Annotated in this window: 18 protein-coding genes; 11 read left to right on the top strand and 7 right to left on the bottom strand. The window is 54.1% G+C overall.

Annotation, left to right across the window (positions count from 1 at the left end):
* Nucleotides 1-289: 289 nt before the first annotated feature.
* Nucleotides 290-718, bottom strand: coding sequence for a PTS sugar transporter subunit IIA (locus HZZ01_RS08335; RefSeq protein ID WP_179896375.1), 429 nt, complete (start codon nt 716-718; stop codon nt 290-292).
* Nucleotides 719-765: 47 nt separating this feature from the next.
* Entirely contained in the window at nt 766-2,202 is a 1,437-nt protein-coding gene (locus tag HZZ01_RS08330) for a sugar porter family MFS transporter (RefSeq protein ID WP_179896373.1), read from the bottom strand.
* Between the two features lie 629 nt (nt 2,203-2,831).
* Here HZZ01_RS08330 and iolG point away from each other — a divergent pair.
* Together iolG and HZZ01_RS08320 are read left to right on the top strand one after the other, a co-directional pair.
* Nucleotides 2,832-3,827 carry an inositol 2-dehydrogenase gene (gene iolG, locus HZZ01_RS08325; RefSeq protein ID WP_179897131.1) on the top strand — a complete coding sequence of 332 codons (996 nt, stop codon included), beginning with the start codon at nt 2,832-2,834 and terminating at the stop codon, nt 3,825-3,827.
* An 11-nt stretch (nt 3,828-3,838) separates the two neighbouring features.
* A complete protein-coding gene (locus HZZ01_RS08320) occupies nt 3,839-4,798 on the top strand; it encodes a sugar phosphate isomerase/epimerase (protein WP_179896371.1) in 960 nt (319 codons plus the stop codon).
* Between the two features lie 37 nt (nt 4,799-4,835).
* On the opposite strand, the gene HZZ01_RS08315 is transcribed toward HZZ01_RS08320, so the two are convergent.
* The 3 genes from HZZ01_RS08315 to HZZ01_RS08305 all read right to left on the bottom strand — a co-directional run bounded on the left by HZZ01_RS08315 (nt 4,836) and on the right by HZZ01_RS08305 (nt 7,955).
* Nucleotides 4,836-5,588 (bottom strand): AraC family transcriptional regulator, encoded by a 753-nt coding sequence (locus tag HZZ01_RS08315; RefSeq protein ID WP_179896369.1) that lies wholly within the window; start codon nt 5,586-5,588, stop codon nt 4,836-4,838.
* Between the two features lie 183 nt (nt 5,589-5,771).
* Nucleotides 5,772-6,698 carry a substrate-binding domain-containing protein gene (locus tag HZZ01_RS08310; RefSeq protein WP_179896367.1) on the bottom strand — a complete coding sequence of 309 codons (927 nt, stop codon included), beginning with the start codon at nt 6,696-6,698 and terminating at the stop codon, nt 5,772-5,774.
* A 438-nt stretch (nt 6,699-7,136) separates the two neighbouring features.
* The gene (locus HZZ01_RS08305) at nt 7,137-7,955 is read right to left on the bottom strand and encodes an arginase family protein (protein WP_179896365.1); all 819 of its coding nucleotides are present in this window, start codon (nt 7,953-7,955) and stop codon (nt 7,137-7,139) included.
* A 311-nt stretch (nt 7,956-8,266) separates the two neighbouring features.
* Here HZZ01_RS08305 and HZZ01_RS08300 point away from each other — a divergent pair, with 311 nt between their 5' ends.
* The 3 genes from HZZ01_RS08300 to idi all read left to right on the top strand — a co-directional run bounded on the left by HZZ01_RS08300 (nt 8,267) and on the right by idi (nt 12,151).
* Nucleotides 8,267-9,376: a suppressor of fused domain protein gene (locus HZZ01_RS08300; protein WP_179896363.1), complete on the top strand. Its 1,110-nt coding sequence runs from the start codon at nt 8,267-8,269 to the stop codon at nt 9,374-9,376.
* Nucleotides 9,377-9,566: 190 nt separating this feature from the next.
* Nucleotides 9,567-11,462: a methyl-accepting chemotaxis protein gene (locus HZZ01_RS08295; protein WP_179896361.1), complete on the top strand. Its 1,896-nt coding sequence runs from the start codon at nt 9,567-9,569 to the stop codon at nt 11,460-11,462.
* A 146-nt stretch (nt 11,463-11,608) separates the two neighbouring features.
* A complete protein-coding gene (idi, locus tag HZZ01_RS08290; protein ID WP_179896359.1) occupies nt 11,609-12,151 on the top strand; it encodes an isopentenyl-diphosphate Delta-isomerase in 543 nt (180 codons plus the stop codon).
* Between the two features lie 183 nt (nt 12,152-12,334).
* Here idi and HZZ01_RS08285 read toward each other — a convergent pair whose 3' ends face one another.
* Nucleotides 12,335-13,810, bottom strand: coding sequence for an MFS transporter (locus HZZ01_RS08285; RefSeq protein ID WP_179896358.1), 1,476 nt, complete (start codon nt 13,808-13,810; stop codon nt 12,335-12,337).
* A gap of 283 nt (nt 13,811-14,093) precedes the next feature.
* Between HZZ01_RS08285 and HZZ01_RS08280 the strand changes: the two genes are divergently transcribed.
* From HZZ01_RS08280 to HZZ01_RS08265, 4 genes are read left to right on the top strand one after another with little or no spacing between them, the layout of a single operon-like run.
* The gene (locus tag HZZ01_RS08280; RefSeq protein ID WP_179896356.1) at nt 14,094-15,005 is read left to right on the top strand and encodes an ABC transporter substrate-binding protein; all 912 of its coding nucleotides are present in this window, start codon (nt 14,094-14,096) and stop codon (nt 15,003-15,005) included.
* Nucleotides 15,006-15,008: 3 nt separating this feature from the next.
* Nucleotides 15,009-16,184, top strand: a complete 1,176-nt coding sequence (locus HZZ01_RS08275; protein ID WP_179896354.1) for an ABC transporter permease — start codon at nt 15,009-15,011, stop codon at nt 16,182-16,184.
* Nucleotides 16,177-17,124 (top strand): ABC transporter ATP-binding protein, encoded by a 948-nt coding sequence (locus HZZ01_RS08270; RefSeq protein WP_179896352.1) that lies wholly within the window; start codon nt 16,177-16,179, stop codon nt 17,122-17,124. The genes HZZ01_RS08275 and HZZ01_RS08270 overlap by 8 nt, the downstream gene beginning before the upstream one ends.
* Complete coding sequence (locus HZZ01_RS08265) at nt 17,112-17,843, top strand: ABC transporter permease (protein WP_179896351.1); 732 nt, start codon at nt 17,112-17,114, stop codon at nt 17,841-17,843. The genes HZZ01_RS08270 and HZZ01_RS08265 overlap by 13 nt, the downstream gene beginning before the upstream one ends.
* Before the next feature lie 175 nt (nt 17,844-18,018).
* Here the strand turns inward: HZZ01_RS08265 and HZZ01_RS08260 are convergent, their stop codons facing one another.
* Complete coding sequence (locus HZZ01_RS08260) at nt 18,019-18,753, bottom strand: MerR family transcriptional regulator (RefSeq protein WP_179896349.1); 735 nt, start codon at nt 18,751-18,753, stop codon at nt 18,019-18,021.
* A 149-nt stretch (nt 18,754-18,902) separates the two neighbouring features.
* On the opposite strand from HZZ01_RS08260, the gene HZZ01_RS08255 reads away from it, so the two are divergent.
* Nucleotides 18,903-19,466: an XRE family transcriptional regulator gene (locus HZZ01_RS08255; RefSeq protein ID WP_179896347.1), complete on the top strand. Its 564-nt coding sequence runs from the start codon at nt 18,903-18,905 to the stop codon at nt 19,464-19,466.
* Nucleotides 19,463-19,981 carry a GNAT family N-acetyltransferase gene (locus tag HZZ01_RS08250; RefSeq protein WP_179896345.1) on the top strand — a complete coding sequence of 173 codons (519 nt, stop codon included), beginning with the start codon at nt 19,463-19,465 and terminating at the stop codon, nt 19,979-19,981. The genes HZZ01_RS08255 and HZZ01_RS08250 overlap by 4 nt, the downstream gene beginning before the upstream one ends.
* Nucleotides 19,982-20,046: the final 65 nt, after the last annotated feature.

The following is a 20,046-nucleotide window of genomic DNA, read 5'->3' as shown; positions in this document are numbered from 1 at the left end:
GAATCGTGGATATTTCTGGCCTATTGTTTGAGCTCTTCAACTGTCTGACGAGCCCGCGCGTTCTGCTGTGCCACATTATTATAACGTCAGTGATGAGTGGCCTGGCAGGGCAGAGACTGAATGAGATGCAGAAACCACTCTCCAGTTTTTCATATAATTCCATAGCAAACATGAACCTTTATGTACCCTGGTGTGTCTGCCTTTCACTCATGGCGGTTATATGTGTTCTTACCGCGCTCTAAATGATTACAGATAAAAGACGGTTGATTGTTTCCTGATGAGAAGCGCTTTATTCCTGATCGGTCAGTATATTCAGAAACGCGTCTTTATTCGTTTCCAGAGACAGCCTCGTTACTTTCCGTTCATCTGCCAGCAGATCGGCAAGACCTGAAAGCATGTCAATATGCTCATCGTCTTTCGCCGCCACCACCACCACAAGAAAAGCGACATGGCTTTTGTCCCATGACACTCCTTCAGGAAACTGAAAAAAATGGAATGCACTGCGATTAACCCGCCTGGCATCACGCCGGTTAATGTGTGGCATGGCCAGCCCCGAACCAATCCAGGTCGAAAGCTCTTTTTCGCGGTCCAGTAACGCCTTGCTGAAACCTATATCTACACAGCCACGGGCTGCCAGTTCAAATGCGGCCTGTCGCAGTACATCATCGCGGTTTTTCGCCCGGCAACCGAGCGTCACGTTTTCAGCTGTTATCTTCATCACTTTTCTCCTGATTTAACGTCAATGACAGAATTAACGGGTCCTGTTTACTGCCTGAATTTTTTCTCTATTTCTTCAAGCGTAAGCCCGCGCGTTTCAGGAAGGAACCTGAACAGCAAAATCAGCATCACCAGGTTGGTAAGCGCAAATATGCCAAATGTGGCTCCGCCTCCCCAGGCATGGAGCATGATTGGGAAAAGTGACTGAATAACGAAATCAAAACCAAAAAGCCCGAATACCGCTATGCCCATACCAAGGCCGCGAATCCGCAGTGGATATATCTCAGAGAGCATGAGCCAGAAGACGGGGGCTATCCAGCCCTGCATAAAGATGAGGAACAGCGACATAAGGGCGAGAATAATATAGCTGGCACCCGCAAAGTTGCCCTTCAGTACGTCCACCCCGTTGATTGTCTCACTGTGGAAAAATATTTTGAAAGAAAGCCCTATTAATACCAGCACCAGCGTGACACCTGTCTGACCGGTGAGAAACATTTTACGGCGGGGGAGTTTACCGATAATCATCATGCCAAGCACCGTAGCCAGAATGGAAATCAGACCGTTGGCTACGGCGGCTGTGACGGCTGCGGCATCACCAAGTCCCGTTGACTTTAAGACCGTCGGTGCGTAGTACATGATGGTATTTACCCCCGTCACGCGTGTGGCAAGCACAATCATCAGACCGATAAGAATGAGTTTTAATACCCACTTTTTACTGAGTTCTTTACGCAGGCTAACCGGATGTGAGTCCATCGCAATAATAGTGCGGATGTCTTTGATCTCCTTCTCGACAACCTGGGGCTCGCGAATGCTGTTTAATACGTTTCTGGCTTCATCCTCCTGACCGCGCTGCAGGAAAAAGCGTGGGGATTCAGGCATCATCATCATCCCTATCCACAGGATGATGCCGGGTATAGCCGGTATAGCCAGCATAATACGCCAGCTGTGGCTCAGTTCCGGATACGCATTCACGATACCGGCATTGACGGAATAGGCGAGAAACTGCCCGGTGACGATCATCAATTCATTAACCGTTACCAGTTTTTCCCGCTGGTTCGCGGGCGCCATTTCAGCGATGTATATGGGGACCGTAACCGAGGCACAACCGACCGCAAGCCCCAGAATGAAGCGCGCCACAAGCATCGAATTCACATCCCACGCAAAAGAAGTCGCAAGGGCACCAAAGACAAAAAATATCGCGACCCACAGTAAGTTTTTACGTCGTCCCTGTCTGTCAGATAGCATTCCGCCCAGCAGGGAGCCAAACGCTGCGCCAAATAATAGTGAGGAGGTAATAAACCCCTCAGCTGAAGGAGAAAGGTTCAGGTCATCATTCATAAACAGTAATGCGCCTGAAATGACGCCGGTATCATAGCCAAAACAGAGTCCACCAATGGTGGAGACAATGGTTATGCGCTGCATGTTCGGGCCTTTTGAGGAGACGTTTTCCGAACCCGTCTTTCTTGTCAGCTTGTCTTCACTCATAAATCATCGTCCTGGTAGGTTTAATTATTTCACATAACAGAAACGCGCCGGGGCGCAGTAAACGAAAAGCCGTGGGTGCTTCTTTTAGCACTGAATTAATAACTTCTTTATTAACCGACAATGAAATTAATATTCCAATGCCATAAGTTGCGATATGTCGGTAAATGTCACCGTCCTGTGAAGTTCTTCACGTTTACAGCGTCAGTGCTTGAAGCTTTATCTGGCGAGAATTTATTTTAAATATTTGTAATTTATGAATTATTTTTTTATTTTTTGAACCTGTGTCCTTTCCCGTTGTGCCTGGGGAAATTTTATCTGTTCATACTTATGCACCCTCAGCCGGTGCTGAGGGCAATTAATTGCCCTGTAAAACAGGCTAAATCCTGTAAAAATTAATCATTTCATAAAGATATCAATAGCAACTTTTAGCACTAATTATATATTTAGCATCCACGTCACAAAAATAAAATTTCGGTTTCTAATATTTTTGAAAAATACGTTCTTTTTGTTTAAGTTCATTTCCTATGCTTTTGCAGTAAAGACGCTATTTGGTGCGGGCAATGCGCACGTCTGAATATTGCTGTTATTCCAGACCCATTTTCGGGGAAACCATCTATCAGAGGTCAGCTATGTTAAAAGTTGCGTTATTAGGTGCAGGAAGAATTGCACAAGTCCACGCCCGTCATATTTATGATCATCCGGATACTGTTCTGTTTTCGGTATCTGATCTCTTCCCGGCAGCCGCAGAAAGTCTGGCTGAGCGATTCGCAGCGCGCGTACTCAGCACAGAAGAGGCCATAGCGCATCCGGAAGTGGATATTGTGCTGGTTGCCACATCTACCGATACCCATGCTGATTTTTCATTACAGGCCGCCCGTGCTGGCAAGGCTATTTTTTGTGAAAAACCGATCGATCTGAATATTGAACGCGTCAGGGCCTGCGTCGCCGAAGTAAATGAGCGAAGAGTGCCATTTATGATCGGCTTTAATCGCCGTTTTGATCCCAACCATGCCCACCTGAACCGGGCGCTCAGAGCGGGTGAGATCGGGGAGCTTGAGCATCTTCAAATCAACTCCCGCGATCCCTCTCCGCTGCCGGATGACTACCTGCTGGTTTCGGGAGGGATGTTTCGTGACATGACCATTCATGATTTCGATATGGCGCGTTTTCAGCTGGGTGAGGAGCCAGTGTCTGTCTCTGTTACCGCTGCGGCGCTTGTCAGCCCCACGGTCAAGGCTGCCGGGGATGTGGACACCGCGGTGATTACGCTTCAGACCGCCTCCGGAAAGATTGCCGTAATCAATAACAGCCGGCGTTCCGGTTACGGATATGACCAGCGTATTGAAGCGCACGGTCAGAAAGGGTGTTTGTATGTAGGGAATGTCCCGACCACAACGCTGGTTAAAGTCACTGAAGAATATGGCGCGCAGGCGCAGAAGCCGCTGCATTTTTTCCTGGAACGTTATCAGGAGGCTTTTCGCGAGCAGTGGAAAGCCTTTGTTGCTGCAATCAAAGAAGGACGGCCGGTGCCGACCACCGCTGATGATGGTCTTAAAGCCCTGTTACTTGCTGAAGCCGCGGTCGAATCCTTTAAAACTCACAAAGTTGTTACGGTCTCGCTATAAGAGGACAGAACATGAAACTTGGATTAGTGTCTGACAGTCTCAGTCATCTTTCCGTTGAAGACGTTATCAAAACGGCTGCTGATTTGAAGCTCGACTCTCTGGAGTTTGCTACCGGGAACTGGTCAACAGCTCCCCATCTCGATCTGGATAAACTGCTGAGTAATCCGGCATCACGGCGTGATTTACAAAGCAGACTGAGTGATAACGGTCTCACTCTTTCGGCTCTCAACGCAAACGGCAATCCACTGCACCCCGCTGAAACCGGCAGGATGCATTCTGCATGCCTTCATAAAACGATTGAGCTTGCCGCATTGATGGGAGTGGAAAATGTCATAACCATGTCCGGTCTGCCCGGCGCACCCGGTGACAGCTTTCCCAACTGGATTGTGACCGCCTGGCCGCCAGAAACGCAGCTGATTCTGGCACATCAATGGGAAGTGGCTGAGTCCTACTGGCGCAGCCTGGCACAGGTCGCGCGTGACAGCGGCGTCCGGATCTGTATTGAGCTACATGGGCAGCAGCTGGCGTATAACCTGCCCACCTTCAGGCAGCTTCATGATATTACCGGGGATGTAGTGGGCCTCAATTTCGATCCCAGCCATATCATCTGGATGGGCGGCGACCCGCTTGCGTTCATTCGTTCAGCAGGCAGCATGATTTACCACGTTCATGCCAAAGATACCTTTATTGACAGCATTAATCGGGCGACCGCAACCGCGCTGGATAACCGCCCGATGACCATGAGCCGCGAACGCAGCTGGTCTTATGTTACCCTGGGATATGGTCAGCCTGAGTCATGGTGGAATCAGTTCTGTTATGCACTGGCGCATTTTGCCGACCCAGGGCTGACATTAAGCATTGAGCATGAAGACATGAATCTTTCACGTATGGAAGGTGTCATCAAATCCGTTGAACTGCTCAGGCGTACTGCTATGGTTGAGCGGTCTGATTACGTTCTGCCTGCCATCTGAATGACGGCACACTGGCCGTCTGGTCAGTGTGCATCATTTATGTTGCTTTCATCCCCTCCATCCAGCGGACTTTATATTGCGTCGGCGGTATGCCAACGATCATTTTAAATACGCGATGAAAATTATTGACGCTGTCGTAACCCACTTTTGTCGCGATTTCTGTCACACCCATATCGGTATTGAGAAGTAGCGACTGTGCCTCGCCAACACGCCTGCGAATAATGTACTGTTTAGGGGGATAGCCTGAAAACTCTTTAAATACGTGGATCAGATAGAATCGGTTAATACGGAGTTTCTGCGTGATGTCTTCAAGAGTAATAGGTGAGTTATAATTTTCATCAATAAACTCTTTTATCTGCTCACCCAGTGAGAGCGTTCTCTCATCCAGTCGCGCCTGCTGCTGTTCACAAAGATTGCGGACAATGATCAACAGGGCATTCAGTACATGATGCGCCACAACACCATAATGCTTATTCTTGCCAAAACACTGAGCGCAAAGTGTTTCAAAAAGTCCATGTACAGAGGTGCAGTGTGGGCCACTTTTAACCAGGGCGCCATATTCACGCGGCTGCAGATGATCAGGCGGTAGCCCATGAATATCCAGATTGCTGAGTCCGCAGCTGTAAATCAGTGAATCACCGCTGATGTGAGGGCGTTCATCGTGTACCACACCCGAGTTAAAAATCAGGATATCCCCTTCCTGAGCCAGATAATTTTTACCGTCGATAACGTAGTCTCCGCTGCCACGGGCAATAAACATGATTTCAATACGATCATCATGCTTGTGCATTACGCGGGGTATGGCGGATTCTTCGCCTTCTGTCCTACAGACAAATAATAATTTTGGTGATGAAAACTCAGCAAAGTCGGGATACTTCCGGGTATCGTCCGTGCAATGGGTTAGCATAATCAGCCTCGCTTTTAACATGCCAGTCGGGAACGGTACCGGCCCATGCTGCAGTGGGCCGGAAGATTACCGGGACGGGCCGGCGCTCTGAAACTGTTGGTAATTTTCTGAGGTGATTATTTTGTAAGGGATCCAGTTATAGGTCTCTACCTTTTTCTTATCAAGTAGCGCACGGGTCACTTTTACAGCCCCTGTTGCCTGACCACGGGCGTCCTGAAAAATCGTCAGCGTCATACGACCAGACTGCACAAACTTCACGCCATCGGGTGTGCCGTCAATGCCGGCGACTAAAATATCCTTATTACCCGACTGATTAAGCGCCATAATCGCACCTATTGCCATCTCATCATTGTTTGCGGCGATAGCGTTGACGGGGGTGCCGTTTAGCAGCCAGCCTGAAACGACGTCAACTGCTTCATTACGCTGCCATTTTGCCGTCTGTTTTTCTACAACTTTCATCTCTTTGTATTTGGCAATGACTGTCTCAGTGGCCCGCGTACGTTCATGTGCCTCCTCATTAGACAAGGCACCCATCAAAATGGCGACATTACCTTTGTAATTCATCTTTTTCGCCAGCGCTTCCATTTCCATCTCACCACCCAGCGCGGAATCAGAGCCTACATACGCCATACCGGGAGAAAGCTTTACTTCCGGTTTCCTGTTCACAAAAATGAGGGGGATGCCGGCGTTGCTGGCGGCTTTCATCATGGGCTGAACACCCTGCGTATCAACGGGATTCAGAATAATGGCATCCACACCCTGATTGATAAAATCATCAACCTGCTGGGCCTGTAGTGCCACATCACCTTTGGCATCCACAAACTGTCCACCGAGATCCTCTTTCTGGAGTTCTGACGCCATCTGACTGCGGAGGATGGAAATAAAGTTGAGATCAAAGTTAGCCAGGGCAACGCCAACTTTCATCTGTTTCGCCTGTACGGAAAATATCATCAGAGAAACCAGGGTAATAGCCGGTAATATTAACGCTTTCATATTGTTCACCTGTAAGGTGAATAAAGTTCCGGCAGGAACAGGCGTTATTTTTACCTGAAAATCCGGGTTTAAGAGTGATGAGGCGTTTACATTATCCTCACAACTTCCCCCTTCTGAACAATGACTGAAGTTGGTAATTGCCGATAAACATCAGGCTGATTATTAAAGTTATTTACAGTGCCCATGAGACTGACTATTAAAAGTTGCTATTAGTTGACGGCGATCACGAATGATTATGAGACGCTTATCACATTATTATAAGGTGCGGGCAGGGGGTTTTATGGCAGAGGTTAAATAACTACCTGAACTAACACAAAGGCACAGGTTAAGGGTGAGCATATTTTAAGATCTCAATTTCTCCCCCGGAAGCCTTATTAACAGAACCCATGCAGCGCAGTCATCCTGGCACACAACGTTGCAAACTCATTCAGCCAGACATCAGCGATTTATTAATGGCGAAAGCGTTTCAAGCAGAGCGGAAGGGGAAACGGGCATACCATCACGCTCCCAGGCATTCTGGAATTCCGCAATTTCAATACCGATGAAACGATGTGCGGCGATTATTTCACTGCAGGCGTGTAAATCTTCAAGAGTCAGACCGCCCCCGACTTTATAATCAGTGGGTACAATCCCAGGTTCAAGAACGTCACAGTCAAGATGAACGTAAACCTTACGCCCGGCAATCGCCGCTTTAAGACGCCCGGAGAGATTAGGGCCTGCTGTAGTGTGAGGGATGCAGTGTTCTCTTATCAGCGCTGTTTCGAACGGATCCAGATCTCGCTGCCCGACAAGCACAATCTGATCGATACGCACTCTATTACCCAGTCCTGAATCCCATAATCCCGTGGCTCCTGCCAATGCGAGCCCTCCCAGGTAACCCGTTTCTGATGTCTCCGGCGTATTCAGGTCAGCATGAGCATCGAACCAGACTATGCAACAATCAGGGTGGTACTTTGCAACGACAGGCAACGTAGCCAGTGAGACCACGCAGCGACTGATAGCCGCTACAGACACCGCTCCGGATGCAAGCACCTCTTCAAATCGTGCCTTAACAGCCTCGAGATTTAACATTGCAGCGTCAAGCTCCTTACGCCATTTCTCATTCAGGGCTGCTTCTGGATTTCCGACTATCACGGGATTGATACCTGTCTTACAGGCGAGATAATCTCCAATTGCTCTGGCACCAGGTAGGGCAAGATCATTAGGATCGCCGGCTCTCCCCTGAAATACGGTGTAGGCTGTTTTTATTGCTGACATGGCGTTGCTTCCTTACCGCTGATTTTTTATTGCTTTGAGCTTACATCACATTCGTTCGGGAGGATTAAAGCGATGGCTTTGTTTGCCAGCTCTGATTTTCGGATTCGGCTATCTATCCGTGCTGATGGGGTTCCTCGCCGTCTCTAAGACGGACAATGGATACACTTCGCAGCACAATATCTCATCCAAAACCCTCACCTTACCTCCAGCCGCCACACTTTGAGACTATTACCCTTGTCTCAGATCGCCACAGCCAGGATCCTGCTCTATTCTCGGGGAAAATGGATTCCTCCAGGCTTTGTCGAGGCACTATGACGTACAAATCCCTGATTGCTGAAGTCCACAATCAGCAGCGCACCCTGACCGCGATTGTCGAACAGGATGAGCGCACTGCCTATTTTTACATCTGGCCAACCGACCTGTTCCGCAGTCAGTATGCGGTGCGCGGCTGCTGGCTAAGAAACCTGCTGCCTGCACCGGCGCAGGAAGATCGCGAGGCGATGGAGCAGGGCATAGCGCCGCTACTCAGCGCCGAATATTGCCGTAATCTGGAGGCGGAACCTGCGCTGGATCCGGCGGGTCTGCAGATTCTGTGGGAGCCTTCTGATGATGGGGCGGCGCTGTGGTACTACGGCCAGCTGCTGGCGGTGATACCCGGCTGGAGCCTCTATCAGGAAAAGCAGGTGAGCTTCTCTGCGGGCTGCATTAAAAAGAACCGGCTGACGGCCCCATTAGGGTCGGCATCGACCAATGACTACTATGCCCGTGCGGAGCATCAGCGTCAGTTCTGGCGTGAATGGCACGACGGCAGCGAGTGGGACAACGTGCAGCAGGATCTGATGGCCTGCTATCAGGCGCGCTTCGGTGAGTCGGTGAAATATTACGCCATTGATCAGGGTAGCTGGCCGCCGATGGCGATCTCCCAGCACTGGCATCAGGGCGTCTGGGTTTTCCTGACGCTCGGTATGAGTATCCGGCCCATGCCGCAGGTCGATTATCTGTTTGATGAGCTGGCACCGCAGTATCGCCGCATTGAACTGGGTATGGCGGTTGACGGTGAAATCATGACGGAAGGCAACGCGGTGCAGATGGCCAGTGCGCTGGCAGAGTTCGTGCATCTGCCGTGGGCACGCCTGACCTGGCTGGGTGAGGGCCATACGCTGGCATCAGAAGTGGCACCGGTCGGCTTTGACAGTTTCCTGCTGGCCAATGAGCTGGCAACCGAAAAGGCGCAGTTCACACTGCCAAAACGCGATGGCGATCGCCCGACATTACTCTGGACCACGCCGATCACCGAAGCGGAGCGGCAGTTCGCGCAGGCCGATGAGCATGGCGGCCAGAAGTTACGGGAATTGTTAACAGGGGATGGCAACGATCACGTTTTTCGTCCCCGTCAGCAGGTCGTTGATTCAGCAGAGTAGCCCAGAATTGACGCGCCTTTTCACCTGTTCCCCGGTGCCTGCCGGGGACGTGATAGTCCCGCAGTGAAATTAAATTTTTACAAAAATCAAACATTTCTTAAATATGTGATCCCGCCCATCTCAAGTTCCCTTTAAGCGAGCCGTTAACCCGATCAGGCAATCGCGCCGCACCAGGTTCAGGGGAACAAAGATGTTCAAAACAACACAATCCCGCTTTACCGCAACAATGATTGCGTTCTTTGTTGCGCTTTTACTCGTTACAGTTTGGGTGATTAATCAGTTTGTCGCACCACAGCTCGTCGACAGCGAAAGCCGTCTGGTTCGCTATCAGGTCAATTCACTGGCCTCCGGTATCGTTGAACAGATGAACCGCGTGCAGGCTCAGCAGCGTGCGATTACCGAAGCGGCCTCCGTCATGGACAGCGCCACTATCGACACCCTGTTACCGACACTGGTAAACCAGTATCAGGACAGCAACGTGTTTGGTGGCGGTATCTGGCCACTGCCTAACCGTCGTGATCCGGCCAAAGAGAAAGACAGCAGCTTCTTTGCCCGTAATGCCAGCAACGAACTGCAGGTGAACACCTACTGGAACTCTGACGCAGCTGACAAATACTGGGAGCAACCCTGGTACAAAGATGGCATGGCCGCGCCGAAAGGGCAGTGTGCCTGGGCAAAAGCCTATCAGGATGCCGCCAGCCCACAGCCGCGCACCAACTGTGCTATGGCCATTTACAAAAACGGCACGGCCTGGGGTGTCGCCACCATCGACGTGACCCTGGGGTTCTTTAACCAGCTGGCGAAGCAGATGGGTGAAACCATTCAGGGCAACGTGCTGATCGTCGAAGCCGACGGTAAAGTCGTGGGCAATGGCGCGCTGGTGAATGCCGCTCCGAAGCTGGAAAACCTGGCTGATGTGCAGATGCCGATGGCCGCGCCGCTGAAAACGCTGCTGAACGGTGTGGGCAATCAGCCGCTGGAAACCACCTACGACAGCAGTGAAGGCGAGCAGACGCTGTTCCTGCAGGCCATTCCTGGCAGCCCGTGGTATCTCGCCAGCAGCCTGCCAACCAGCCTGCTGAAAGCGCAGTCGCACAACATGCTGACCCGTCTGGGCCTGGTGCAGATCCCACTCGCGGTGATCCTGCTGCTGGTGTCACTGGGCTTTGTTCGCGCCATGATGAAACGTCTTAACGTGCTGAACAGCAACATTGAAGCACTGTCGACCGGTGGTGCCGATCTGACCCAGCGTCTGCCAGCCAGCAACAGCCCGGAATTCAACGCCGTTGCACAGAGCTTTAACCAGTTCATCAGCTATCTGCAGGGCCTGCTCCAGCAGGTGGGTGACAGCGCGCTGGCGATCACCGCCGCATCGCGCGAAATCGCCAGCGGTAACGCCAATCTCTCTTCCCGTACTGAAGATCAGGCCAGTTCGATTGTGGAAACGGCTGCGTCAATGGAGCAGCTGACCGGCACCGTACGTCAGAATGCCGACAACGCGACGCACGCTAACCAGCTGGCGGCCGATGCCTCACAGGTGGCCGCACGCGGCACAGAAGTGGTCCGTCAGGTCGTCACCACCATGGGTGAGATTCATCACTCGTCACGTAAAGTGGTCGATATCATCAGCGTGATCGATAGCATCGCATTCCAGACCAATATTCTGGCGCTTAACGCGGCAGTAGAAGCCGCGCGTGCCGGTGAACAGGGTCGCGGTTTTGCGGTGGTGGCATCGGAAGTGCGCAACCTGGCACAGCGTTCAGCCAACTCGGCGCGAGAGATTAAGAAGTTAATCGAAGAGTCTGTGGCGAATATCGATACCGGCAGTGCGCTGGTTGAGCAGGCGGGTCAGACGATGGATGAGCTGATGAAGGGCGTGAGCAGTGTGACGACTCTGATGAGTGAAATCATGTCAGCCAGCCGCGAGCAGAGCCTGGGTATTGAACAGGTTAACGTGGCGATTACCCAGCTGGATGGCACTACACAGCAGAACGCCGTGCTGGTGGAGCAGGTTTCTGCCGCCGCACAGGCGATGGAATCGCAGAGCACCCAGCTTGAGCAGGTGGTTCAGAGCTTCCGGCTGTAATCCTCCTTCAGGCCAGCATTGCTGGCCTGATTTTCTCTCTGCTTCATCCGCTTATCTCCACCCGACACGGGTAAAAAATCCTCGATGATCCGCCCAAACTGCGTATTCTGTGCCAGAATAGTTGGGAATAATCTCAAGGAAACGCCATGTCTGCTATTGAAGTTATCCTCGTTGACCACCTCGATCGTCCCACCGGCAAAATGGAAAAGCTGGAAGTGCATGAAAAAGGATTACTGCACCGCGCGGTGACGGTCTACGTCTTCAATTCCCGGCAGGAGCTGTTACTGCAGCGGCGTGCCAGTGATAAATATCACTGTGGTGGCTTGTGGAGTAATACCTGCTGTGGTCATCCTTATCCGCATGAGTCGACCCGCGACGCCGCCGAACGCCGTCTGCGTGAAGAGATGGGGATGGTAGTGACGCTGACGCCGGTATTTGAGCTGAGCTATAACCTGAAGCTGAGTAATGGCCTGACCGAGCATGAATATGGCCACGTCTTCTTCGCTGTCTGCGACACGCTGCCGCAGCTGAATCCGCAGGAAGCAGACGCCTTTGATTATCGCCCGATGGCGCTGATTGAGGAGCAGATGCAGCAGCAACCACAACAGTTCACGCCCTGGTTTTTGCACACGTTCCCGCGCATCCCGGATTATCTGGAGCAGTTTCCTTTCCCGGCCGTTACGGCATAAAAAAACCGCATTAAGGTGCGGTCAGATGGTTTGAATTCAACGCGATGGGATCCAGCGTCCAAAGCTAAGCAGCGCGGGCCATGGCTGGCCCGCGCTGAGCATTGCCTTAGAGGGCGTCTTTTGCGTCTTTGCGAAGGACATTTGTTCTCTGAGCCTGCGCGGGCTCAGCGCCCTGACCACTGTTTAACGCGGCAGCTCAAAATCCTCTGCATCTACATCATAACCCGATGGTTCCCAGCGAATCGCCAGCAGCGCCAGCAGTCCGGCCAGCGGAGCCAGGAAGATGACCCAGAACACGCCGGTGCCCAGCGCCGCGACCAGTACCGGGAACAGGAACAGCGAAACGGTCGAACTGCCGCGCATCAACGTCTGGTTAAAGCCCACGCCGACGCCGCGCAGCGAAGTCGGGTAGCTTAATGAAGCAAACGTCATGGTGTGCGAACCCGGCCCAAATCCCTGACCAAACAGGAACAGCGCCAGCATACCGATCGCCAGCGCGGCTTCCTGACCACCTTCCGGGCGACCAGTCAGCGCCAGCCCGAGCAGGGCCACACACTGACAGCCATAACCCGCTACCGACATCTTCCACGCCCCCAGACGTGGCACCAGCCGCACCGCCAGAATCCCGCCAACAAAGGCGAACAGCAGATTCAGCGCCAGCGACACCAGAATAGTGGTCAGCATCGACTGGGCAAAGAAGCTGGAGATAATCACCGGCAGACCAAATGCCACCGCGTTATAGGCAAACGACGAGGCGATAGCGGTAATGGTCGCCAGCAGCGTACGGCGGCGATAGACACCCTGCAGCAGCGCACCATAGTTTCGCCAGCTCGCCTTGCGCACCGGCGTGGCAGCGGTCAGCCCGGCATCGGGAGCCACCTGCGCATTGATATTCCACGCACTGCGCAAAATCGCCGCGGCGCCTTTCAGATCCCCCTGATTGGCTGCCCACACCGGGGATTCACTCATGTAACGGCTGCGGATAGCGATGATGACAATCGCCGGAACGGCACCAAATCCGAGAATCAGCCGCCATAGCCAGTCGGTGTGACTTTCGGGCAACACTGCATAGAGCAGCAGCACCAGCAGATAAGAGATGCTGATCGCCGCGTACCAGGTCGGACACCACATCGCCACGCTGGCCGCTTTATTCCCCTTGCCGCGCAGCTTTGAAAACTCTGCCAGAAAGGCCATCGCCACCGGCAGATCAATCCCGACACCCAGTCCCATCACAAAGCGCGCGCCAGCAAGCACATACTCATTCGGCGCAAACGCACAGGCGATAGCCGCCACCACGAAAAAGAACATATCGGCCATAAAAACCCGATAACGGCCAATTTTGTCGGTGAGGTAGCCGCCAATCAGCGCGCCAATAATCGCCCCGAAGGTAATGGCCGAGGCGACCATGCCGGTGCCGGCTGGGGTGAGAGTAAACTCGCGCGTGATGTCTTTGATGCCAAACGCCAGGGCACCCAGGTCGTAAGCGTCAAGGAACACGCCGCCCAGCGCAATCGCCACCACGATGCGGGCATTATTTCGGGCACTGTCGCCGCTGTTCACCAATCGGGAAACATCCGCTGCACTGCGAATCCACTGCGTTTCGCCGGCGGGCGAACTTCCTGCTGTTGCTACATGGGCGGAAGAGGTCAGGTCAGACATGATGTTGTACGTCTTTTATGATAAAAACAGGTTTTCGAGGATAGCCGTTTAGACGCCCAGACGTAAATTCATTTCAGTTATAGATAATAATTTTCTCATCTCAAATCGTTATCAATTTGCGATAAAGTCAGCTGCATCGCCGCCGCGCCAGGCTACGCTTTTAAGGCAGATTATTTCCGCTGCCTGTTCTTCCCGCCTCTCTCAGGGGCAGGAGAGCAGCCTGAACGACACCACACGAACACGAACACATCACGCACTAACGAGATGCAATAAGGAAAAGGCCATGGTCAGAATTCGGGGTTGGATGGGAGTCAGCGCGTTGCTGCTCAGCATGGGGATGGCACAGGCGGCCGATCCGGTACGGGTCGGCTCAAAAATTGATACTGAAGGATCACTGCTGGGCAACGTAATCCTTCAGGTGCTGGAAAAGCATGGGGTAAAAACCGTCAATAAAATCCAGCTTGGCACGACGCAGGTGGTGCGCGGTGCCATCACGGCGGGTGAACTTGATATCTACCCGGAATACACCGGTAACGGCGCATTTTTCTTCAACGATGAGAAAGACAGCGCCTGGAAAAATGCTTCCGCAGGCTACGAAAAAGTGAAGAAACTGGATGCGGAGAAAAACCATCTGGTCTGGCTGACACCGGCGCCGGCCAACAACACCTGGACTATCGCCGTGCGTAAGGACCTGGCGGAGAAAAACCAGCTCACTTCGCTGGCCGATCTCAGCGCCTTTCTGAAAAAAGGCGGCACCTTCAAACTGGCGGCCTCAGCGGAATTTATTGAACGCAGTGATGCTTTACCGGCCTTTGAAAAAGCGTATGGCTTCGATCTTAAGCAGGATCAGCTACTGTCGCTGGCGGGCGGCGATACCGCTGTCACCATTAGCGCGGCGGCACAGCAGACCTCCGGCGTAAACGCGGCGATGGCTTACGGCACCGACGGTCCGGTGGCGGCATTGGGTCTGCAGACGCTCAGCGATCCCAAAGGCGTTCAGCCGATTTATGCACCGACGCCGGTGATCCGCGAATCTGTGCTGAAGGCTTATCCGCAGATTGCCGACTGGCTGAAGCCGGTGTTCAGCGCGCTTGATGAGAAGACGCTGCAACAGCTCAACGCAAAAATCGCAGTCGACGGTCAGGATGCCAGCAGTGTAGCCACCGAGTGGCTGCAGCAGAAAAAGCTGCTGTAAACGATGCAGATATCGCGGGAAGCGATACGCCGTCCGGTTGATCAGCCAGTGGCATTGCTGCTGCTGACGCTGCTGAGTCTGGCGCTGGTGGCATTACCCTTTCTTAACTTCGCCCCGAACCGGCTGGTGGCGGGCGAACCGCTGATGAGCTGGCAAATCAGCCGTTTCGGGCTGCTGTTGCTGCCGCTGGCAACGCTGTGGCTGCTGCTGTGGCGTTCGCCTGGACGCAGCACGCTGATTGTGGCATTGCTGGCCGCCGAACTGATGCTGGCCGCGATTGTCTGGCTCAGTGGTCATCAGGCCACTTTGCTCAGCCAGCAGGGCAGCCGTCTGGCGCGCACCAGCTTTGCCAGTGGTCTGTGGTGCAGCGGCGCGCTGATCCTGCTGTTGATCACCGATCAGGTGCGGCAACTGACTTCCCATCGGCTGGCACAACTGCTGCTCAATCTGCAGGTCTGGCTGCTGCCACTGTGGCTGCTGTTCAGCGGCCAGCTCAGCGATCTCTCCCTGCTGAAAGAGTATGCCAACCGCCACGCGGTGTTTGATGCGGCCTTGAGCCGTCATCTCACGCTGCTCGCCGGCACGGTGCTGCCTGCGCTGATCATTGCGCTGCCGCTGGGTGTCACGCTGTTCCGGCGGCCTGGCTGGCAGGGCGGGGTGTTTGGCGTACTGAATGTGATTCAGACGGTGCCGTCGGTCGCGCTGTTTGGTCTGCTGATTGCGCCACTGGCCGGTCTGGCTCAGCATTTTCCGTGGCTCGGTAACTGGGGTATCAGCGGCATTGGGATGGCGCCGGCGCTGATCGCGCTGGTGCTTTACGCCCTGTTACCGCTGGTGCGTGGCGTGGTGGTGGGCTTACAACAGGTTCCACAGGAAGTGCGCGAAAGTGCGCGCGGCACGGGCATGAGCGGCTGGCAGCAGTTTATTGCGGTGGATGTGCCGCTGGCGCTGCCGGTCTGGCTGGCGGGCCTGCGGGTCGTCGTGGTACAGACGCTGGGCATGGCGGTGGTGGCGGCGCTGATTGGCGCGGGCGGTTTTGGTGCGATTATTTTCCAGGGGCTGTTAAGCAGTGCGCTTGATTTGGTGTTGCTGGGGGTGATCCCGGTGATTGCCCTGGCGGTCGTCATCGATGCGCTGTTCCGCCTGTTGATCTCACTGCTGGAGAGAAAAGATGATTGAATTTGATGGTGTTTCCCGCGCCTTTAACGGCAAAGCCGCAGTAAGAAATCTCTCTTTGCAGGTGGCAAAAGGGGAGTTTTGCGTGCTGCTCGGTACCTCCGGTTCCGGCAAATCGACCACCCTGAAGATGATTAACCGGCTGGTGGAGTTTGATAGCGGGGAAATCCGTTTTGCCGGCGAGTCGATTCGCCAGCTTGATGCCCGCACGCTGCGGCGGCGCATGGGTTATGCCATCCAGTCGATTGGCCTGTTCCCGCACTGGACGGTGCGGAAGAATATCGCCACGGTACCTGTGCTGCTCGGCTGGCCCAGGGCACAGGTCAATGAGCGCATTGCCGCACTGCTGGCGCTGCTCAATCTTGACGAGCATCTATTGAGTCGTTATCCCCATCAGCTCTCTGGCGGGCAGCAGCAGCGGGTTGGCGTAGCACGGGCGCTGGCGGCGGACCCGGAGGTGTTGCTGATGGATGAGCCATTCGGTGCGCTCGATCCGGTGACACGCGGGGTGCTGCAGCAGGAGATGCTGCGTATTCATCGCCTGTCGGGCCGCACCATCGTGCTGGTGACCCATGACATCGACGAAGCGCTGACGCTGGCGGACCGCATCGTACTGATGGATAACGGTGAGATTGTTCAGCAGGGCAGGCCGGTGGAGCTGCTGACCCAGCCGAAAAACGACTTTGTGCGCGACTTCTTTGGTCGCAGTGAAATGGGCGTGCGGCTGTTATCGCTGGCGCTGGTCGGTCATGCCGTGCGGCGCGGGGAGTGGCTGGCGGGCGAACCGATCGCCGCCGGCCTGACGCTACGCGACGCTCTGTCGCAGTTTATCGCGCGGCGCACCGATAAATTGCCGGTCATGGACGATCAACAGCAGCCACTGGGTGTACTTCACTTTGGCGACCTGCTGCAACTGCGCGAGGCGTCAACATGCGCAGGCTAAAGGATCCGCTGCTGTGGCTGGTGCTGTTCTATGGCGCGCTGCTGACGCTGATGCCCTATAGCGGGCCGCTGTTTCACCGCTGGTTTCCGGACCTGGCGCGGCCACTCTATCAGCAGGAGAGCTTCTGGCAGCTGACGCTGGCGCATCTGTTTCTGGTGATCACCGCCAGCCTGCTGGCGATCGTCATTGGCATCGGCAGTGGCGTGCTGGTGACGCGGCGGGCAGGCCGTGCGTTCCGGCCGCTAATCGAAACGCTTGTGGCGGCGGGTCAGACGATTCCGCCGGTCGCGGTGCTGGCAATTGCGGTGCCGGTAATGGGTTTTGGTGCCTGGCCTGCGGTGGTGGCGCTGCTACTTTACGGGTTGCTGCCGATATTACAGGGTACGCTGGCGGGCATTGATAGCGTACCGGCCAGCAGCCGGGAGATCGCCATCGGGGTCGGTATGAGCAACTGGCAACGGTTATGGCAGATTGAGCTGGCGCTGGCTGCGCCGGTGATTATCGCCGGGATACGCACCTCGGTGGTTATCAACATCGGCACGGCGGCCATCGCCTCAACGGTCGGGGCAAAAAGTCTGGGCTCGCCGGTGATTATCGGCTTAAGCGGCTTTAATACAGCTTATGTTATTCAGGGGGCACTAATGGTGGCGCTGCTGGCGATAGTGAGTGATCGCCTCTTTGAGCGCCTTCAGCGCGGGTTTAGCGTGAGTGAACGATGAGAGAGTATCCGACCAGCATCAGACCGCTGGTGCCGCCGGCCGCCATGATAAAAAACAGCGTGGCGAAAAAGGCTTTTTTGACATTCATGGTTAAAACCTGAGCTCGTTAACAGTGAGGCGGGGATAATAGCGCGCGCAAGGCAGAAGGCAAAGTGCCCGGCGTGCGTTTTTGTTATCAGGTGGGTTCGTGTAACCGTACGGCATAGCCCTGTTCCTGCCAGTGTGACAGCTGCTCCTGCTGGCGACGGGTCAGTTTTTTGCCGGTAAAGACAAACATGTTCATGCCCGGAAAGAGTTCAGGACGCGGTAAATCCAGCGGTTCAGCCAGCACATCAATCCGCCAGCCATGCTGCGACAGACGCCAGCCCTCCAGCCAGATGCGGGTGCGATCGTCGATGCCCCAGCCAATAATCAGCGCATCTTTTCCCGATTTTTTGCGGCTGCCGGTCAGGCAAAAAGCCACATAGTCGATCAGCAGGCCATCAAGCAGACTGCACATCGTGCGAGCAGTGTTCTGATCCAGACTCAGCTTCTGGCGTACCGGCATGAAAACGTGGTCGATCAATGCATCAATCGGATGTTCGCGACCAATCGCGGCAATTTTGTTACGAAGTTTAGCGGGCCTGACGTGACGCAGTACGCTGATCAGCTCATCCTGCAGTGTGGTCCAGCCGTCATGAGCATCAACATCGCCACCCTCCAGCAATGCTTTAACTTTACCGACCGGCACGCCGCTTTCAATCCAGCGCATAATCTCTTCAATACGATGAACATCTTCTTCATCAAACTGACGATGTCCGCCTTCGGTACGTTGCGGCTTCAGTAAGCCATAACGACGCTGCCAGGCGCGCAGGGTGACTGGGTTTATGCCACAGCGCTCGGCGACATCACCGATACTGTATAAGGTCATAAATTCCTCTTTCGATTTGTCTGAGTGCAATTACCATAACGAAGCAGACTAAGTTGTACAATACATTTCTCAATGTACAACTTGACTGATACGTCCTTTCTCAGCTATATCTCATTTAAGAGAATATTTCCCAAATATGAGAAATTACAATGTCGGAGCTGAATACTGAGCAACGACTGGCGGTGAGGCTGGCAGAATTACGCCTGCAACGTGGCTGGTCGCTGGATGAACTTTCTGTCGCCACGGGTATCAGTCGCGCGTCATTATCGCGCATTGAGCGAAGCGAGACCAGTCCTACTGCTGCACTGCTTAATCGTCTGTGTGCGGCCTACGGATTAACCATGTCGCGCCTGCTCAGTGAAGTGGAGGAAGAGTCCAGTCTGCTGGTCACACAGGAGCAGCAGCCGGTATGGCAGGATAAGGCCAGCGGATTTATTCGCCGGAATATTTCACCACCCGCACTTCATTTTAGATGCGAACTGGTCGAGGGCAGGTTACGTCCTGGTGCGCGTATCGATTACGATGCGCCCCCCATCCAGGGGCTGGAGCAGCATATCTGGCTGCGTGACGGGGGACTCACCATTACGATGGGGTCTCAGGAGTGGACATTGCAGCCAGGCGACTGCTTACGTTTTCATCTGACTGGAAAATCGGCTTTTGAGGCGCACCTGACCGACGGCGCGCGCTATTTATTGGTGGTGGCGAAACCATGATCGAATACGCAAACCTTAGCGGTACGCAGGCGCAACGGTATCTGGCCGAACTGACCGATGTTTTACAGGGCTGTGTGGAAGACGGGGCCAGCGTCGGGTTTATTGATGCTCAGGAGATTCAGGTGATGACGCGATTCTGGCAGCAGCGGATCGCCAGCATCACAGACGGCGACAGCGAGTTAATCGTCGCGCGTCAGCATGGACGTATCGTGGCGACGGTCATGATGAGTTGCAGCGCCATGCCCAATGGTCGCCACCGGGCGGAAATCAGTAAATTGCTGGTGCATCCGCAGGCGCGCCGTCAGGGGATCGCCCGTGAGCTGATGCAGCATGCTGAGCAGCGCGCGCGTGCGCAGGGCAAAACCCTGCTGGTGCTGGATACGCGCAGCGGCGATGTTGCCAGCGAGCTTTACCGTTCTCTGGGCTGGCAGGTGGCGGGGTCGATCCCGTTTTATGCGGAATCCACGGCAGGCGTGCTGGATGCCACCACCTTTATGTACAAAGTCCTGGCGTAGAGCGCTGCCGCCAGGCAACCGCTGAAATTTACGACAGCGTTCGAAAAATTCGGCGCGAAAGCTGA

It is taken from the genome of Pantoea sp. WMus005 (assembly GCF_013415305.1).
Classification (GTDB): Bacteria; Pseudomonadota; Gammaproteobacteria; order Enterobacterales; family Enterobacteriaceae; genus Pantoea; species Pantoea rara.
This window is presented reverse-complemented; position numbering and strand designations above follow the sequence as displayed.

What these genes read in the sequence shown, in the direction of transcription:
- HZZ01_RS08335 (WP_179896375.1), bottom strand. Translation starts at nt 718, where the DNA reads ATGAAGATAACAGCTGAAAACGTGACGCTCGGTTGCCGGGCGAAAAAC.
- HZZ01_RS08330 (WP_179896373.1), bottom strand. Translation starts at nt 2,202, where the DNA reads ATGAGTGAAGACAAGCTGACAAGAAAGACGGGTTCGGAAAACGTCTCC.
- iolG (WP_179897131.1), top strand. Translation starts at nt 2,832, where the DNA reads ATGTTAAAAGTTGCGTTATTAGGTGCAGGAAGAATTGCACAAGTCCAC.
- HZZ01_RS08320 (WP_179896371.1), top strand. Translation starts at nt 3,839, where the DNA reads ATGAAACTTGGATTAGTGTCTGACAGTCTCAGTCATCTTTCCGTTGAA.
- HZZ01_RS08315 (WP_179896369.1), bottom strand. Translation starts at nt 5,588, where the DNA reads ATGCACAAGCATGATGATCGTATTGAAATCATGTTTATTGCCCGTGGC.
- HZZ01_RS08310 (WP_179896367.1), bottom strand. Translation starts at nt 6,698, where the DNA reads ATGAAAGCGTTAATATTACCGGCTATTACCCTGGTTTCTCTGATGATA.
- HZZ01_RS08305 (WP_179896365.1), bottom strand. Translation starts at nt 7,955, where the DNA reads ATGTCAGCAATAAAAACAGCCTACACCGTATTTCAGGGGAGAGCCGGC.
- HZZ01_RS08300 (WP_179896363.1), top strand. Translation starts at nt 8,267, where the DNA reads ATGACGTACAAATCCCTGATTGCTGAAGTCCACAATCAGCAGCGCACC.
- HZZ01_RS08295 (WP_179896361.1), top strand. Translation starts at nt 9,567, where the DNA reads ATGTTCAAAACAACACAATCCCGCTTTACCGCAACAATGATTGCGTTC.
- idi (WP_179896359.1), top strand. Translation starts at nt 11,609, where the DNA reads ATGTCTGCTATTGAAGTTATCCTCGTTGACCACCTCGATCGTCCCACC.
- HZZ01_RS08285 (WP_179896358.1), bottom strand. Translation starts at nt 13,810, where the DNA reads ATGTCTGACCTGACCTCTTCCGCCCATGTAGCAACAGCAGGAAGTTCG.
- HZZ01_RS08280 (WP_179896356.1), top strand. Translation starts at nt 14,094, where the DNA reads ATGGTCAGAATTCGGGGTTGGATGGGAGTCAGCGCGTTGCTGCTCAGC.
- HZZ01_RS08275 (WP_179896354.1), top strand. Translation starts at nt 15,009, where the DNA reads ATGCAGATATCGCGGGAAGCGATACGCCGTCCGGTTGATCAGCCAGTG.
- HZZ01_RS08270 (WP_179896352.1), top strand. Translation starts at nt 16,177, where the DNA reads ATGATTGAATTTGATGGTGTTTCCCGCGCCTTTAACGGCAAAGCCGCA.
- HZZ01_RS08265 (WP_179896351.1), top strand. Translation starts at nt 17,112, where the DNA reads ATGCGCAGGCTAAAGGATCCGCTGCTGTGGCTGGTGCTGTTCTATGGC.
- HZZ01_RS08260 (WP_179896349.1), bottom strand. Translation starts at nt 18,753, where the DNA reads ATGACCTTATACAGTATCGGTGATGTCGCCGAGCGCTGTGGCATAAAC.
- HZZ01_RS08255 (WP_179896347.1), top strand. Translation starts at nt 18,903, where the DNA reads ATGTCGGAGCTGAATACTGAGCAACGACTGGCGGTGAGGCTGGCAGAA.
- HZZ01_RS08250 (WP_179896345.1), top strand. Translation starts at nt 19,463, where the DNA reads ATGATCGAATACGCAAACCTTAGCGGTACGCAGGCGCAACGGTATCTG.